Annotated in this window: 13 protein-coding genes; 4 read left to right on the top strand and 9 right to left on the bottom strand. The window is 74.2% G+C overall.

The features are described 5' to 3' along the window. Positions 1-27 precede the first annotated feature (27 nt). The 3 genes from L615_RS08950 to L615_RS08940 are packed head-to-tail and all read right to left on the bottom strand — an operon-like array spanning position 28 to position 3790. The gene (locus L615_RS08950) at positions 28-984 is read right to left on the bottom strand and encodes a glycosyltransferase family 2 protein (protein WP_051485534.1); all 957 of its coding nucleotides are present in this window, start codon (positions 982-984) and stop codon (positions 28-30) included. Further along, on the bottom strand, positions 981-1721 hold the full coding sequence (locus L615_RS08945; RefSeq protein WP_028654844.1) for a CDP-alcohol phosphatidyltransferase family protein: 741 nt from the start codon (positions 1719-1721) through the stop codon (positions 981-983). Before L615_RS08945 ends, L615_RS08950 begins: the two co-directional genes overlap by 4 nt. Further along, a complete protein-coding gene (locus tag L615_RS08940; RefSeq protein WP_145724836.1) occupies positions 1718-3790 on the bottom strand; it encodes a hypothetical protein in 2073 nt (690 codons plus the stop codon). Before L615_RS08940 ends, L615_RS08945 begins: the two co-directional genes overlap by 4 nt. 213 nt (positions 3791-4003) lie before the next feature. On the opposite strand from L615_RS08940, the gene L615_RS08935 reads away from it, so the two are divergent. Together L615_RS08935 and L615_RS08930 are read left to right on the top strand one after the other, a co-directional pair. Continuing rightward, positions 4004-4837, top strand: a complete 834-nt coding sequence (locus tag L615_RS08935) for a hypothetical protein (protein WP_145724835.1) — start codon at positions 4004-4006, stop codon at positions 4835-4837. Continuing rightward, on the top strand, positions 4815-5513 hold the full coding sequence (locus L615_RS08930) for a LuxR C-terminal-related transcriptional regulator (RefSeq protein ID WP_028654842.1): 699 nt from the start codon (positions 4815-4817) through the stop codon (positions 5511-5513). The genes L615_RS08935 and L615_RS08930 overlap by 23 nt, the downstream gene beginning before the upstream one ends. A gap of 82 nt (positions 5514-5595) precedes the next feature. On the opposite strand, the gene L615_RS08925 is transcribed toward L615_RS08930, so the two are convergent. Then, complete coding sequence (locus L615_RS08925) at positions 5596-6969, bottom strand: FAD-binding oxidoreductase (protein ID WP_145724834.1); 1374 nt, start codon at positions 6967-6969, stop codon at positions 5596-5598. A gap of 167 nt (positions 6970-7136) precedes the next feature. Between L615_RS08925 and L615_RS08920 the strand changes: the two genes are divergently transcribed. Then, positions 7137-8270 (top strand): response regulator transcription factor, encoded by a 1134-nt coding sequence (locus tag L615_RS08920; protein ID WP_145724833.1) that lies wholly within the window; start codon positions 7137-7139, stop codon positions 8268-8270. Positions 8271-8371: 101 nt separating this feature from the next. On the opposite strand, the gene L615_RS08915 is transcribed toward L615_RS08920, so the two are convergent. The 5 genes from L615_RS08915 to L615_RS08895 all read right to left on the bottom strand — a co-directional run bounded on the left by L615_RS08915 (position 8372) and on the right by L615_RS08895 (position 15217). After that, positions 8372-9454, bottom strand: coding sequence for an ABC transporter ATP-binding protein (locus L615_RS08915; protein WP_145724832.1), 1083 nt, complete (start codon positions 9452-9454; stop codon positions 8372-8374). After that, positions 9454-10971: an iron ABC transporter permease gene (locus tag L615_RS08910; protein ID WP_036517072.1), complete on the bottom strand. Its 1518-nt coding sequence runs from the start codon at positions 10969-10971 to the stop codon at positions 9454-9456. Before L615_RS08910 ends, L615_RS08915 begins: the two co-directional genes overlap by 1 nt. 50 nt (positions 10972-11021) lie before the next feature. After that, positions 11022-12038 (bottom strand): iron ABC transporter substrate-binding protein, encoded by a 1017-nt coding sequence (locus L615_RS08905; RefSeq protein WP_028654838.1) that lies wholly within the window; start codon positions 12036-12038, stop codon positions 11022-11024. Further along, positions 12035-14668 (bottom strand): non-ribosomal peptide synthetase, encoded by a 2634-nt coding sequence (locus tag L615_RS08900; RefSeq protein WP_145724831.1) that lies wholly within the window; start codon positions 14666-14668, stop codon positions 12035-12037. Before L615_RS08900 ends, L615_RS08905 begins: the two co-directional genes overlap by 4 nt. A gap of 78 nt (positions 14669-14746) precedes the next feature. Next, positions 14747-15217, bottom strand: a complete 471-nt coding sequence (locus L615_RS08895) for a nitroreductase family deazaflavin-dependent oxidoreductase (protein WP_028654837.1) — start codon at positions 15215-15217, stop codon at positions 14747-14749. Between the two features lie 441 nt (positions 15218-15658). Between L615_RS08895 and L615_RS08890 the strand changes: the two genes are divergently transcribed. Next, positions 15659-16463, top strand: an 805-nt coding sequence (locus L615_RS08890) for a pirin family protein (RefSeq protein ID WP_261376607.1), incomplete at its 3' end; no start/stop codon positions are given.

Below are 16463 nucleotides of genomic sequence, written 5' to 3'. Positions count from 1 at the left end.
CCCCAAAAAGGGGAGGGGGGCCATCGCTCAGATGCCGCGTCCGTGACGGTGGGCGGTGGCCAGCAGGCGGTCGGCGCTGACGAGGCGCAGGGCGACCAGGGCGGACAGGTAGGCACGGGGCTCGAGCACCGACTGGCGCGCCGAGCGCAGCGACCAGGCGAGGGCGTCGCGACGGCGCATCGCGGCGAGCGCGAAGGCCTTGCGGCCCAGCAGGCGGGCGAGTGCGCGGCGGTCGTCGTGGAACACCGCGTGCTTCGCCAGCCCGTAGTCGATGGCCTCGGCGATCGTCGACCAGTTGCGGGAGAACTGGGACCCGCCCCAGCGCACGCGGGCCAGCGGGGCGGGGACGACGTGGAACCCACCGGCCATCGCGGCCCGGATCATCCAGTCGAAGTCCTCGCCGTAGCTGCCGGGGATGTCCTCGTCGACGAGCCCGATGTCGTCGAGCAGTGCGGTCCGTCGTACGACGACCGTGGAGGGGTGCGCCTCCATGACCCGGTGCCGGACCAGGTTGCGCAGGTCGAGGTCCTCCGGGCTCGGCACCCGCACGTGGCTGGTGCCGTCGTAGGTCACCTCGATGCCGGTCACGCACGTGGCCGGGCCGCCGGACGCCAGCATGGCCGCCTGCCGCTCGAGCTTGCCCGGCAGCCACAGGTCGTCGTCGTCGCAGAACGCGACCAGCTCGGCGGTGCTGGTGAGGATGCCGGTGTTGCGGGCCCCGGCCAGGCCGCGGCGGCGCTGGTTGACGAGCACCTCGACCGAGCGGTGGTCGCCGGGCCGCGCGAGAGAGGGGTCCGGGTCGGACCCGTCGAAGACCACGAGGACCCGGACCCGGCCGGCGTACTCCTGCTCCAGGACGGCGGCGATCGCCTCCCGGACCTCCTGGGGCCGGTGGTGCGTGGCGATGACGACGTCCACGTCGGGACGGGCCGTGCCGCCCGGGTCGGCCTCGCGGCTCGGGTGGGTCGCGTGGGGTGTGCTCATGCTGCTTCCTCCGTCTCGGGGCTGCCGGTGTGCTCGCGCCGGTCCAGCCGTCCGGCGAGCTGCCAGCCGCGCGCCAGGTTGGCTGCGGTGGCGACGAGGTAGAACGCGACGGCGACCGGGATCCCGGCGGCCGCTGGGGTGGCCCCGGCCAGCGGGAGCAGGCCGAGGGCGAGGGTCTCGGCCTCGACCGACCACGGCACCGGCCGCATGTGCTGGCGGTGGCACAGCCGCAGCCACCGGTCGACGAGCGGGTTGCCCGTCGCGGTCGGGAACCGGGAGCTGCCGCTGCCGCCGTCGACCGCCCCGGCGACGAGCTTGCGGTGGGTGAGGCTCCAGCCGTAGGTGCCGAGCGCACCGAGCAGCAGCGCCGCCAGGGCCGGGTCGACCCGGTCGGTCCGCACGGCCCACCACGCGAGGGCGGCGTACGCCGCGGTCACGGTCACCACGTCGGTGGCGACGTCGAGGAGGGCGCCGCGCTGCGAGCTGCTGCGCTGCGCCCGCGCCACCTTGCCGTCGAGGCAGTCGGCGAGGAAGCGCAGCAGGAACAGTGCTCCGCCCAGCCGCAGCCGGCCGGTGGCCAGGCAGGCGGCCGCCGCGACGCCGAGCACGCCGGAGACGGCCGTGACCCGGTTCGGGGTCACCCACGGCCGCGGCGCCAGCAGGCGGGCGAGCGGGTCGGCGACCGGGTCGATCACCGCCCGGGTCCAGATGTCCCGCGTCGGGGCTGTCGTGCTCACGGCTTCCTCCCTGCAGTGGTGGCCGGTGCGTGGCGCGGACCGGGGACGCGCCGCAGCACGAGCACCCCGGCCAGTCCGAGCAGGCCGCCGAGCGCCAGGCCGGTGGTCGCCGGCACCGACAGGTCGTGCTGCACCCGGCGCGGCTCGCCGACCCGGATCACCCGGCCGACCTCGGGCTGGTGGGTGGTGAGGTGGTCGATGGCCGAGCGGAGGTAGGTCCGCGACGTGGTCCAGGCCGGGTCCACCGGGTTGCTCGCCGTGAGGGTGGTGCGGAGCCGGGCGAGCAGGTCGTCGCGGCGTGCCTCGAGGAAGCGGTGCCGCTCGGCGAGGTACTCCTCGGCGACGGCGAGCGCGACCTGCGCCGGGTCACGGGTGGCCGGGGTGGTCACGGTCATCTCGATCACCGTCGTCAACGGCGGCGCGCTCACCGCCACGCCCTCGCGCAGCCGGGACGGTGGCAGGCCCGCGCGGACGCTCGCCCTGCTCAGCGCCCGCTCCGAGAGCAGCAGCGCGGCCTCGGTGTCGACGCTGCTCGTGGTCGGCACCGAGGTGAGCTCACCGAGGTCCTGGCTGGCAGGGGCGGGCACCCCGGCGTCCAGGTACGTCGGCGCCGCGGTCAGCGCGACCGCGACCTTGCTGGACCGCTCCGGCTCGCCCGTCGCGCCGAGCGCCGCGCCGATGGTGGCGCCCACGACGGCGGTGCCGGTGACGACCGCGGCGGCGCGCCGGCCGATCGCGGGGAGGCGTCGCCGCTCGGCACGACGCTCACGCCAGGCCAGGCCGATCGCGGCCATCACCAGCATCATCGGCAGCCCGAGGGTGTCGTAGACCGCGAGCTGGAGCAGGAAGGTGCCGACCACGAAGGTGGCGACGGTCGCCGGCGTGGTGCGGCAGTGGATGTGGCGCAGGAGGGTGAGCACGAAGAAGGCGAGGAAGAACGCCGCCCCGATCCAGCCCTGGGAGAAGAGGACCAGCCACAGCTGGCCCTGCGTGCCCAGCGGCGGGACGCCGCACGCGGAGCAGTCCGCCGTCGCGCCACCGGCGATCGAGGAGAACGAGCCGGCCGGGTCGCGGGTGCTGCCGAAGCCCACCGCCGGCGAGCCCTCGGTCATCGAGTCGATTGTCGCGACGAGCAGCTGCGAGCGGCGGTCGTTGCTGTGCGGGTTGTCGAGGCGCGCCTGGATGGTGTCGCCGAGCGTGGTCGCGGTGAGCAGGGTCCCCCCGCACAGGACGACCCCGGCCAGCGCGACCAGGGCGACGGTGTTGCGACGGACGGCTGCGAGGACCAGGAAGCCCACGGCGGCGCCGGCCAGGGCCAGCCACAACCCCCGGTTGAGGCTGAGCACCACCGGGACCGCCGCCAGCACGAGGACCGGGGCGGCCCACCACCGTCGCCTGCGGCGCAGCGTGCCGAGGGCGGAGAGGAAGAACACCAGCGACAGCGCCATCACGCTGCCCCACGTGTTGGTGTAGGCGAACGGTGCCTTCGGCCGGGGTGCGTCGTCGCCGAGGACGCGCTGGACGTCGGCGACCTCCGCGGAGACCAGCGTGCGCACGAACTCGTTGCCGCGCAGCCCGCCGGGCAGCACCCGCTCGGCGACGGTCGGCACGGCGAGGTCGGGGACCATGATGCCGAGCAGGCCACCGACCACCGCCACGACGAAGACCGACCCGAGCACCCGCTGCACCAGTCGGTCCGGCAGCCACCGCTGCGGTGTGGTGCCGACCCAGAGCAGCAGGACCGTGCAGGCGGCGTACCAGCTGAAGCGGTAGCCGAAGACGAGGATCCGGGCGATGCCGCCGGTGTCGGCGGAACCGGGCGCGAGCGCCCACAGCGTGCCGATGCCGAGCAGCACCCAGACGAGGAAGAGCAACCACCAGCCGAAGTGCGGCGGGACGTTGCGGTTGCGCCGCACCCACAGGTCCCGCGCCATCGGCAGGACCATGAGGACCGGCACGAACGAGGCGATGCCGAGCAGCCACCAGGCGGGCAGGCCGAGGACACCGACGACGAAGGCCCTGCGGGCCACCTTCGTGGTCGGAGGTTCGGTCCCGGTCACCTCCGGCATGGCTCTAGGGAACCCGTCAGCACGTCGGAGGCGACTCACCAATATTGGGTGAACCTGCCCGCGGCCCGGTCCGGGGCGCGTCGCCCGGCCTACGGTCGGAATCGACGGACGTGGCCCGTACGAGCACGGGAGGGAGACGGCGACGATGCCTTCCACGCCAGGAGGCCGAGCGCACTCGGAGCGCGGCCCCGTGTCGGGGCAGGCTGGTGAGCCATGAGCGCCCGGACCGCAGTCGTGTGCCTGCCGGTGGTGTGCGTGCTCTGCGCGTGCGGCGCCAGTGAGGACCCGACCACCCCGGTCGCCGCGACCGGACCACCGGTGTCGCGCGACCAGGTCGACCCCGCGTCGTACGACATCCTCTTCGACTTCGACCAACCGGTCGTGCCCGGCGACGTCGTCCCCGGCGTCACCAACGTCGGCACGGCGCGGGTCAACACCACCGTGGTGACCGCCCGCGGCGGTGCCCTGACCTGGACCCCGGACCGTGGCAACGGCTGGGCGGTGCGCGCCCCGGTCGCGGCCGCGGAGGACGAGCCGGTCCGCGCCGCCGCGATCGTGGTGTGGCCGGACCCCTCCAGCCTGGCCGGGCTCGACCCGGGCGGGCGACCTGTAGAGATGCAGGTCGACTTCCGTGCCGACCCGCCCGCGCCCTCGCGCCCGGGCGACGACGGCGACAACCTCGTGCAGTGGGGCCGGTTCGGCGACCCCGCCCAGCTCAAGCTCCAGCTGGACCACGGCAAGCCGTCGTGCCGTGCCGCGGGCACCGCGGGGGAGGTGTTCCTCGCGGCGGAGCAGCCGGTCGAGCCCGAACGGTGGTACCGCCTGTCCTGCTCGGTGCGCCCCGGCGAGGTGCGGATGCAGCTGACCGACCTCGAGGGCGGCGCCGCACCGGAGGAGTGGGTGGAGGAGGACGACCCGGGCGACCTGCGCTTCGGCACCGTGCCGATGTCGATCGGCGCGAAGGTCGGTGCCGGTGGGCGCCTCGACAAGAAGTCCGCGGACCAGTTCAACGGGACGATCGATCGTGTCGTCGTCGACGTCCGCTGACGCCGCGGTCCGCCGCGTGGTGCTGGTGTCCGACCGTCGACTGGTCGGGCAGGCGATCGGTGCCGCCCTCACCGCGCAGGGCTTCCGGGCCACCGTGCTGGACTGGCCGGAGCGTCGCGGGATCCGGGCCTTCCGCCGGCGGCTGTCGCTGAGCGGGGCGCGGGTGGGCGTCGTGATGTGCGACCTGCGTACCCCGGACCTGCTCTACGACGTCGAGGTGGTCGTGAAGAGCGGCGGCATCCCGTGGGTGGTGCTCACCGACAGCGAGGTCGGCCCCCGCTGGGGGACCGTCCTGGCCGCGGGAGCCGTCGGCGTGCTGCCGACGACGACCTCGACCGCGGGCCTGGTCCGCGCGCTCTACGAGACCCTTGCGGGGCGCTCGCCGACGCCGCCGAGGCTGCGGACCCGTGCGGTGCGTGCCTGGGAGGACGTCGCCGACGAGCAGCGCGACCTGGTGCGCCGGATGGAGCTGCTCACCCACCGCGAGTACGAGGTCCTCGGTGCCCTCTACGACGGCATCGGCGTCAAGCACATCGCCGAGGCCTCCGGCGTCGCCGAGGCCACCGTGCGCAGCCAGGTCAAGTCGCTGCGCCGCAAGCTCGGCGTGGACTCCCAGCTGGCCGCGGTCGCGATGTACCGCAAGTCGCTCGACGTGTTCCCCCGCGCGCGCAGCTGAACGACCGTCGTACCGTCCCACCGCTTGGGTACGACGGAGGSCCCGGTCCGCCGATGCGGACCGGGCCCACCCCTTCGCGGGGTCAGAGCGGGTGGTTGGCGAGGAGCACCCGGTCGGGGTCGACCTCGTCGCGCACCCGGCACAGTGCCGCCCAGTCGTGGGCGTCGTAGAAGCGGCTCGCGTCGACGCGGGTCTCGGCGAAGGTCGGCACGAGGGAGACGCGCGACCACGCCGACATCGCCCGGTTGACCGCGAACGCCGCGGCCCGACCGGCCACCGCGGCTTGCGGCGTCGGCGCCATCGCGATGCACAGCAGCGCGTACTCGCCGCTGACCGAGGACAGCACCCCGCCGCCGGCGACTGGCCTCGCGAGCTGGCCGCCGAGGTGGCGCAGCTCGGCGGACATCAGCCCGCTGCGGGTGCCCGGGCCGACCTGGGCGAGGAACGCCTCGACGGCGGCGTCGTCGAGCTCGCCGAGGACGCTGTGGTCGCCGACCGCCGGCGACGGCTCGGGCGGGTCCATGTGCACGCCGAGCAGCGCGGGCGCGGGGATCCGGCCGAAGGTGTCCATCTCGGGCGCCAGGGCCCGCAGCGGGGAGAGCACCTCTGCTGCCCGCTCGTCGTCCTCGAGGATCGCGCCGTCGACGACGACCAGGTCGCGGCCGGACAGGAACGGCGGGAGCTCGGGCAGCGGCGGGAAGCTCATGACCCGCAGCGACGTGGTCGCACTGTCCGGTGCGGTGCGCGTCCACTCCACCCACGCCCGCACCACCTCGGGCGCGCGCTCGCGGTCCCACAGCAGCATGCCGGCGAAGACGTCGGCGTAGGGGAGCAGGCCGAGCTCGACGGCGACGACGACGCCGAAGTTGCCGGCGCCACCACCACGCAGGGCCCAGAACAGGTCGCGGTGCTCCTCCGCGCTCGCCCGGCGCAGCTCGCCGTGGGGGGTGACGACCTCGACCGCGCGGACCGAGTTGGCGGCCACGCCGTGGCGGCGGGCGAAGAAGGAGAGCCCGCCGCTCAGTGCGTAGCCGACGACGGCGACGTCCCCGGCCGAGCCGTGCAGCACGCTCCGGCCGTGCGCGGCGGCGGCCGCGACGACGTCCTGCCACAGCGTGCCGCCCAGGACCCGCACGGTGCCGGCCGCCGGGTCGACGCTGACGCCCGTCAGCTCGTGCATGCGGACGAGGACGACGTCCTCCAGGGAGTGCTCGCCGAGGGCCGCGGCGCCGTGCCCGGTGCTCTGCGGCGCGACCTTCAGCCCGGCGGCCGCGGCGGCACGGACGACGTCACGGACCTGGTCGACGGTGCGGGGGACCGCGACCGCGGCCGGGCGCTGCTCGACCGACAGGTTCCACGGGGTCGTGGCAGCGTCGTACCCGGGGTCGCCGGGGAGGTGCACCGGGCACCCGCTGGTGAGGGTGGCCAGGGCACCGGTGTCGGGGGTGGTGGTCATGCTGGTTCCTTCGTTCTCGGGGTTGGTGCCGAGAACCCTGCGCCCTGCGACCGGTCCGGGACCATCCCCGATCCCTGGGTAGATCTCCGCCCTGCGGATGTGGGAGCAGGACAATCCCCAGAAATATGGGATGGCAGCACCCCGGGCCTTGCCACACACTGCTACGCATGGCCCGAGGACTGACCGCGGCGCAGGTGCGCCAGGACGTCGACGTCGTGGCGCGGGCCGGTCTGGACCTCGAGACCTTCCTCGTCGAGGCGGTCGAGTCGGTGCGCCGTGCCGTCCCGTGGGTGGCTGCCTGCATCGCGACGCACGACCCGAGCAGCCACATGCTCACCAGCGCCCGCAAGTACGGCGAGCTGGCGATCCGCAACAGCCACGACCACGAGTTCGGGCTCATCGAGTACGGCACCGAGGAGCCGACCTCCTTCCGGGCGATCGCCCGGGCCGAGGTGCCTGCGGCCGGGGTGCACCTGCTGACCGGCGGCCGGACCGAGCTCTCGCCACGGCTGTCGCAGTTCATGCAGCCCAACTTCGGCTTCGCCGACGAGGCCCGCCTCGCGATGCGCGACGGCAGCGAGGCGTGGGGCGGGGTGGCCCTCTTCCGCGGCGCGGACGACGCCCCCTTCGACGAGGCAGAGGTCGACTTCCTCGCCTCCCTGGCCGCGCCGTTCGCCCACGGCGTGCGCTCCGGGATGCTGGCCCGGGTCGCCGACCACGCGCCCTGCCGGCCCGACGCCGGCGCCGGGCCGGCCGTGATCATCGTCGGCCCCGACAACCAGATCACCCAGATGACGCCGGCCGCCGAGGTCCGCCTCAGCGAGCTGGCCACCGGGCCGGGTCACTGCGCCCCGCTGTCCCCGGTCGCCGCCCTGATCGGCGCCGCCCGGCGCTTCGCCCGCGGCGAGTCCGAGGGCATCCCGCGCTGCCGGCTGCGCACCGCGAGCGGCATGTGGCTGGTGCTGCAGGCCGGTCCGCTCAGCTCGTTCCGCGATCGGGACGGCGACGTGGTGATCACCATCGAGGAGGCCCGCCCGCCCGAGATCGTCACCCTCGTCGTCGCCGCCTTCGGGCTCACCCCCCGCGAGCGCGACGTCACCCAGCTGGTGCTGCAGGGCGTGGACACCAAGGAGATCGCACGCACCCTGCACCTGTCGGCCTACACCGTCCAGGACCACCTCAAGTCCGTCTTCGAGAAGGCCGACGTCCGCTCGCGGCGCGAGCTGATTGCGCGGATCTACTTCGACCAGTACGTGCCGCGGATGGGTGGCGAGCTCGCGCCGTCGGGCTGGTTCTCCTGACCCTGACGGCTGCAGGAATCCCCGCCTGGGCGGGGATTCCTGCGCCTGACGACGGTTGCAACCGTCATCAAGCGCAAGCTCTCGTCATCAAGTTTTCGTCATCAGGCGCCCGGTTGGCCGGCGAAGGCCACGACCTCGCCGACGACCGACAGCCGCACCTTCTCGCCGGGGTGCGGCACGGAGTCGGCAGGGGTACGCGCGGCGAGCTGCTCCCCGGAGTCGAGGCGGAGCCGCACCGTGGCGTCGTGCCCGAAGAAGCTGACGTCGACCACCTCGCCGGGCGTGCCGGCGCCGTCGGTGCGGATCTGCACCTGCTCGGAGCGGATGGCGAGCTGGACCGGCCCGGCCGGCCCGGCCGGCCCGGCCGTGCCGGGGTGGCCGGGGCGCACCGCCAGCTCACCGACCGCGCACGTGGCGCGGCCGGCTCCGTCGCCCTCGCCGGGGAGCAGCGAGGCGTGGCCGATGAACGACGCGACCTGCGGGTCGGCGGGCTCGAGGTACACCTCGGCCGGTGGGGCGACCTGGAGGAAGCGCCCCTGCGCCATCACCGCGACCTGGTCGGCCAGCGACAGCGCCTCGCCCTGGTCGTGGGTGACCAGCACGGCGGCGGCGTCCGCAGCGCGCAGGGCACGGACCACGGCCCGGCCGGTCTCCTCCCGCAGGCCGGCGTCGAGGGAGGAGAAGGGCTCGTCCAGCAGCACCAGGCTCGGCTGCGGGGCGAGAGCCCGGGCCAGGGCGACACGTTGCTGCTGGCCACCCGAGAGCTGGTGCGGGAAGCGCGCTGCCAGGGACGGGTCGAGCTCGACCATCGCCAGCGCCTCCGCGACCACGCCACCGGCGTTGCGCCGTTGGCCGCGGGGCAGGCCGAAGGCGATGTTGCGCGCGACGGTCAGGTGCGGGAAGAGCGCGCCCTCCTGGGGGACGTACCCGATGCCCCGCCGCCGGGCGGGCACGCTGCGCCCGCCGCCGCCGCCGCCGCCGCCGACGACGCGCGTCCCGGCGACGTCGATCGTCCCGGCCGCCGGCTGCACGAAGCCGGCGACGGCTCGCAGCAGGGTCGTCTTGCCGCAGCCCGAGGAGCCGAGGATGGCGGTGACGCCCGACGTGACCGTCAGGTCGATGCCGCGCAGCACCGGGTCCTTGCCGTAGCCCGCCGTCAGGGCGCGGATCTCCAGTGCGGGCATCAGCGGTCACTCCTGGTGCTGAGACGGGCGAGCAGCCACGTCGAGGGGACGGAGAGCACGATCAGCGCCAGGGCGTAGGGCGCGGCGGCGCCGTACGCGATCGAGGACGCCTCCGACCAGAACTTCGTGGCGAGGGTGTCGGTCCCGATCGGCGCCAGCAGCAGCGTGGCGGTGAGCTCGGTGGAGACGGCGAGCGCGACCAGCGCCCCGGCGCCCGCCAGGCCGGGTACGACGAGTGGCAGGGTCACCCGGCGGGCGACCTCGGGACCGCTGCAACCGAGGCTGCGCGCGACCTCCTCCAGTGCCGGCGGGACCAGCTCGAAGGTGCCGCGCACGCTGACCACGGCGCGGGGCAGGAACAGCACGAGGTAGCCCGCGACGAGCAGTGCCATGGTCTGGTAGAGGTCCGGCACGGCGCGGATCGAGACGGTGACCAGGGCCAGGGCGATGACGATGCCCGGCATCGCGCTGGCGGTGTAGACGCTGCGCTCGATGGCCGTCGTCAGCAGGCTGCGGTGCCGCACGGCCAGCCACACGACGGGGACGGCGGCGGCGGTGGTGACGAGCCCGCCGAGGACGGCCAGCAGGAGGGTGTTGCCGAGCGCGTCGGCCAGCTCAGCACCTTCGATGCCCGCGGACGTGCCGCGCACCAGCCAGCGCACCAGTGCGGCGAGGGGGACGGCCAGGGCCCAGAGAACCAGCCCGGCCAGGGCCAGGACGACGAGCGGTCGCGCCCTGCCGAGGGGCACCCGGCCGGCGACCCGGCTGGTGCCGGCGCCGACGCGGCTGCGCGGTCGGCGTCCGCGCAGCAGCAGCTCGAGGCCGAGCAGGAGCAGGCAGAAGGCGACGAGCACCAGCGCGAGCAAGGTCGCCTCGGGACCGTTGAAGACGGTGCCGTACTGCTGGAGGATCGCCGTCGTGAGGGTCGGGTAGTTGAGCAGCTGCAGGGCGCCGTACTCCGCCAGCAGGTGCAGGCCGACCAGAAGGGCGCCGCCCAGCACCGCCGGGCTGGTCGCGGGCAGGGTGACCCGCCAGAAGACGCTCCACGGGCTGCGGCCGAGCGCGGTCGCGACCTCCTCGACGGCCGGGTCGAGCCGGCGCAGGGCCGCGACGGTCGGCAGGTAGACGAGCGGGTAGTACGACAGCGTCACCACCATCACCGCGCCCGGGAACGACTGCACCGCGTGGGTGGTCGACACCCAGCCGAAGCCGTTGACGAAGGCGGGCACGGCGAGGGGCGCGCACAGCAGGCCGTGCCACCAGCCGCGTCCCGGGACGTCGGTCCGCTCGACGACCCACGCTCCGGCGACGCCGACGGCGACGCTGGCGAGGACCCCGACGACCAGCAGCCGGGTGGTGTTCCACAGCAGCTCGCCGATGCGGGGGCGCCACAGGAACGCCCCTGCCTCGCCGGGGCCGAGCTCGGCGGTGCTCCACAGCACGTAGCCGAGCGGGACCAGCGCCAGGGCGGCGACTGCGAGTCCGACCAGCAGCAGCGGCAGGGCAGGCGCAGCCACCCCCCGCGGCCGACGGGTCGCGGGGGGTCGCTGGGAGACGAGGGCGTCGGTCAGAGGAAGCCGACCTCGGTCATCAGGTCGACGACCTTGCGGGCGTCGAGGTCCGACACGTTGACCTCCGGCGGCTCGAGCTCGCTGAACGCCTTGGTCACGCCGGGCAGCTCCACGGCGGGGTTGAGGGGGTACTCCAGCGCGTAGCTGTCGGCGAGGACCTGCTGGCCGGTCTCGTTGACGAGGAACTCGATGAACTTCTCCGCCTCGTCCTTCATGTCGCTGGACTCGAGGATGCCCGCGCCGGAGACGCTGACGAAGGCGCCGGGGTCCTGGTCGGTGAAGTAGTGCTGGGCCGAGCTGTCGCTGACGTCGCCGTTCTCCTTGCGGTCGCGCTCCCAGTAGTAGTGGTAGACGATGCCGACCTCGACCTGGCCGGAGTCGACGGCCTCCAGGACGACGTTGTTGCCGTCGTACACGGTGCCGTTCTCCTTGATGCCCTCCAGCCATGCGCGGGTGGCCTCCTCGCCCTCGAGCTCGAGGACGGCGGCGACGATCGCCTGGAAGTCCGCACCGGTGGGGGAGAACGAGATGCGGCCCTTCCACTCGGGCTTCGCGAGGTCGAGCAGCGACGCGGGCAGGTCGGACTCCTGGACCTGCTCGGTGTTGTAGACCAGGACGGTCGAGCGCGCGACGAAGCCCGTCCACAGGCCGCTGCGCGGGCGGTACTGCTCCGGGATCGGTGCGACCAGGTCGTCGGGGAGCTTCGCGAACAGGCCCGCGGCCTCGACCTGCGACATCGCCGGTGAGTTCTCGGTCAGGAACACGTCGGCCGGGGACGCGTCGCCCTCCTGGACCAGGGTGTTGGACAGCTCCAGGTCCTTGCCGTTGCGCAGCTCGACCTCGATGCCGGTCTCCTCGGTGAACGCCGGCGCCAGCTCCTTCAGCAGCGGCTCGTGCTGGGCGTTGTAGATGACGAGCTTCGGCTCGTCGTCCCCGCTGCACGCAGCGAGGAGCGGGGCGACGAGCGTGAGGGCTGCGACGCCGAGGCCGGCGCGCAGGAGCTGCTTCTTCATCGTGCTTCCTGTCCAGTGAGGTGGTGGTGGGATCGGGCCGACCTGACGGGACGGGCCGGTGTGGGTCGGGGATCGGGTCGGCGGGCGGGCCGCACGTGCTGGGGCAGGCGGGCGAGCCGGGTCGCGGCCGGGGCGAGCCGCTCGACGACGCGCCACGCGAGCAGGCCGACGGCGAGCGAGGCGAGCAGTCCGCCGAGCGGCCAGCGGTCCTCGAGGTGCGGGTAGACCTGCCAGTGGGTCAGGTAGACGTAGAGCGACGCGCTGGCCAGCGCACCGGTCGCCCCGACGAGCGGGCGCGGCCACGGCACGGTCGGCAGCCAGACCAGCGCCATCAGCCCGCCGATGATGACCAGGTCGCGCTGGGTGTCGCCGGTGAAGCCCCAGGTCCCCGCCACGAGCAGGGCGGCTGCCACGACCCGCTGCCCGGTCGAGCGGGCGACCGCGGCGGCCCAGCCGCCGGCGAAGAGCCAGGCGACGAACAGCGAGGAGTGGATCACGTCGCCGTCGTACGACGTCAGGTCGGCCCAGAAGCGCGGGACGAGCAGCACGGCGGCGAGGATGGCCGCGAGCCCGAACCGGTGGTGCTGCTCGAGCGCCATCACCCGCGGCACCGACGTCAGCAGGCCGGCCGTGACCGCGCAGAGCAGTGCGACCTCGACGAACCAGTAGTGCCAGGCGGGCTCGGACCAGTCGCGTCCGCCGAGCACGTCGTTGAGCAGGAGCACGGTGCGCAGCGGGTAGTCGCCGGTGAGCAACGTGACCAGGCCGATCCACAGCACGGCGGGCACGGCGATCCGGGCCGCGGCCCGGCGGACCCGGCGCAGGCGCTCGCGCGCGTGCTCGTCGGTGAGGTGGAAGCGCGCGAAGTTGGCCCCGGCCACCCCGAGCAGCACGTGCGCACCGCCGACCAGCACCCACAGGTCGGTGTGGGAGCCGACGATCATCAGGATCGCCAGCGCCCGCAGCGGGATCGTGGTGTCGATGCGGGCGAACCAGCGGTGCCGCGCGGTCGTGCCCGCCTCGCCGGGGCAGCCAGCGGCGGGGGCGAGCAGCGCGAGGTCGGCGATCGTGCGGTGCTGCCAGTCCGACGGCAGCCGGCCCAGCCGGTGCTCGAGGCGCAGCGACAGCTCGACGTACGACAGCGAGTCGCCGCCGAGCGTCACGAACGAGTCGTGCGGCCCGACGACGTCGCGACCCAGCACCCGCTCGTAGAGGCGGACCAGCGACCGGACGGGCGAGTCGCCGTCGACCTCGAGCGGCGCCTCGAGCCGGGCGACGGCCTGCTGGTCCAGCTTGCCGTTGGCCAGCCGGGGCAGCGTCCTCACGGGCACCAGCCGGACGGCGTGTGCGGGCAGCCCGGTCTCGGCGACGACCGTCGCGCCCACCTCGGCCAGCACGCCCGCGTCGGGGTCGCCCGGGACGGCGACGACCAGCTGCTCGGCGTCGTCGGCCTCGGCGCAGCCTGTGTCGTGGCCGCCGAGGGCGAGCAGCGTCTGCACGCGGTCGAGGTCGATGCGCTGGCCGAAGAGCTTCGCGAAGCGGGAGCGCCGTCCGACGATCTCGACGAGCCCGTCCTCGGTGAACCGGGCCAGGTCGCCGGTGCGCAGCTCGGTGAGCTCGGCGCTGCGGGCCAGGTCGGCCGGCGACTCGGCGTACCCCATCATCACGTTGGGCCCGGAGTAGACGAGCTCCCCGACGCCGGCCTCGGCCCCGTCGMCCGGCTCGAGCCGGAACGACCCGCCGGGGATCGCGACCCCGACCGCGCCGGGGTGGCTGGCGGCCAGGTCCGGCGGCAGGTAGGCCATCCGCGCGGTCGCCTCGGTCTGGCCGTACATCACGACCAGCTCCCAGCCCTCGCGGGCACCCTGCTCGGCCAGTGCGCGCACCCGTTCGGGTGCCATCCGTCCGCCCGCCTGGGTCACCTGCCTCAGCCTCGGCAGGTCCGGCCAGCCGGCGGCGCCGAGCAGGTCGAAGGTGTAGGGGACGCCGGCGAAGGACGTCACACCGTGATCGCGGGCGTCCGCCCACAGGCCCGGGTCGGTCACCGACCGGTCGTCGAGCAGCAGCGAGGCGCCCACGGCGAGGTGGCTGTGCAGCACCGAGAGGCCGTAGCAGTAGTCGAGGGGGAGCGTGGTCACGGCGACGTCGTCGCTGCGCAGCCCGAGGTACGTCGCGATCGCGCGGGCGTTGGCGTCCAGGTTCGACGCAGAGAGGCGGACCAGCTTGGGGGACCCCGTGGATCCGGACGTGCTGAGCAGCAGCCGGAGGTCGGGGTGGAGCCGCGGTGCCGTGGTGCCGGTGCGGTGCCAGGCGCCGTCGGCGTGCTCCACGGAGGGGAGGTAGGCCGCGCCGAGCCCGCGGTCGCGGGTGAGCAACGTGGTGTGGCCGCCGGTCAGCGCCGCCAGCCACGCCACGACGAAGTCCACCGTCGGGGCGGGGTCCAGGCGCACCAGCTGGCGACTGCCCGGCGGCGTCAACGCCTCGAGCGCGTCGCGGGCCGTCGTGACGCGACGGTCCAGCTCCGCGTAGCTGACCACCCGCCCACCGGCACGGAGCGCGGTGCGCTCCCCGTGGCGGGCGAGGTCAGCGAACCCTGCCGAGGCAGGGGCCTCGACCGTGCCTTCCCCCATGGCCGGAAGACTAAAGCAAGGCTTCCCTTACTGGCGAACTTCCCAAGGGGTGGTCGGGTCCGCCCGGCCGGGCGGCGGTCAGTCGACCGGCGTCAGCAGGAAGACCGGGATGACCCGGTCGGTCCACTCCACGTACTTGTCGTAGTTCGGCCAGATGGTGACCATGTGCGCCCACGCGCGCTCCTTCTCCTCGTCGAGGAGCTCGCGCCAGGTGCAGGTGTGGTGCCGGCCGTTGTAGTCGACCTCGACCGTCTCGGCCGCCCGCAGGTTCGCCGACCAGATCGGCGGCTTCGGCGCGCCGAACGACGACCCGGCGATCAGCCAGCCGCCCTGCCACGGCACGCACAGCAGCGGCGTGGAGCGCGGGATCCCGCTCTTGCGGCCCTTGACCGTCAGCAGCAGGCTCGGCAGCCCGGCGATGCCGACGAGGCTCACCCGCCGCTTCGTCAGCCGCTGCAGGTGCTTGTCGGTCCACGTGATCTGGGGGAGCAGTCGCGGCATCCAGGAGTACGACCCGAGCTTGATCGCGACGGGGGTGAGCAGGCCCATGGCCCCGCACCCTAGGACATCCCCACCCCGCCCCGTCCTCCGTTCCACCACCCCGACGTGTGACCCCCGGCACCGCGAAGTGCGAGGGTTCGCACCGCGAGGTGTGAGGGTTCGCGCCGCGAGGTGCGGGTTGTGGTGGTGCGAGGTGTCGGTCGTGGCGGTGTGAGGTGCGCCTTGTGGTGGTGTGAGGTGCGCCTTGTGGTGGTGCGAGGACGCTGGCGGCGTACGGCGCAGGCACGACCCGCATCTCGAGCCGCCAAGCCACGCACTTCGAGCCACCACGACCCGCACCTCGAGCCGCCATGCCACGCACTTCGTGCCACCACGACCCGCACCTCGTGCCACCACAACCCGCACCTCGTGGTGCCCACCCTCACACCTCGCGGGGGTGGGGGAGGCGGAGGAAGACGGGGCGCGGGGCAGAAGGGGGAGGATGGGGGCATGAGCAACCCGGACCGGGATCCCGGTGAGATGGTGTGCGAGGGCCGGGAGGCGGCCGGCGTGGAGCTGATGACGCCGCGCGAGGTGCCGCTGGGCGGGCCCCGTGCGATGTCGGTACGACGCACCCTCCCGCAGCGGCACCGGTCCCTGATCGGGGCGTGGTGCTTCCTCGACCACTACGGCCCGGACCCGGTCAGCGAGAGCGGCGGCATGGTGGTCGCGCCGCACCCGCACACCGGGCTGCAGACGGTGAGCTGGCTGTTCACCGGCGAGATCGAGCACCGCGACAGCGTGGGCAACGTGGCCATGGTGCGCCCGCACGAGGTCAACCTGATGACTGCCGGCCGCGGCATCAGCCACTCCGAGGTCTCCACCGCCGCGACCACCGTGCTGCACGGCGCGCAGCTGTGGGTCGCGCTGCCCGAGGCGGCCCGCGACACCGACCCCGGCTTCGAGCACTACGCGCCGCCGGAGGTCTCCGGCGACGGCTGGCGCGCCCACGTCTTCCTCGGGTCCCTGCTCGGCGACAGCTCGCCGGTCGCCACCTTCACCCCGCTGCTCGGCGCCGAGCTGGTCCTCGACCCCGGCACCTCCCTGGCCGTGCCGGTCGACCCGACCTTCGAGCACGGCGTCCTGGTCGACCTCGGCTCGGCCGGCGTCTGCGGCCTGGACGCCGGTCCGGCCGACCTCGCCTACGTCCCGCCCGGCACCGACGAGATCAGCATCGTCGCCGGCGACGAGGGCGTGCGGCTGCTCGTCCTCGGCGGCCCGTTCGGCGTCGTACCGGACCAGCCGCTGCCGCCGA

The organism is Nocardioides sp. J9 (genome assembly GCF_007829375.1).
Classification (GTDB): Bacteria; Actinomycetota; Actinomycetes; order Propionibacteriales; family Nocardioidaceae; genus Nocardioides.
This window is presented reverse-complemented; position numbering and strand designations above follow the sequence as displayed.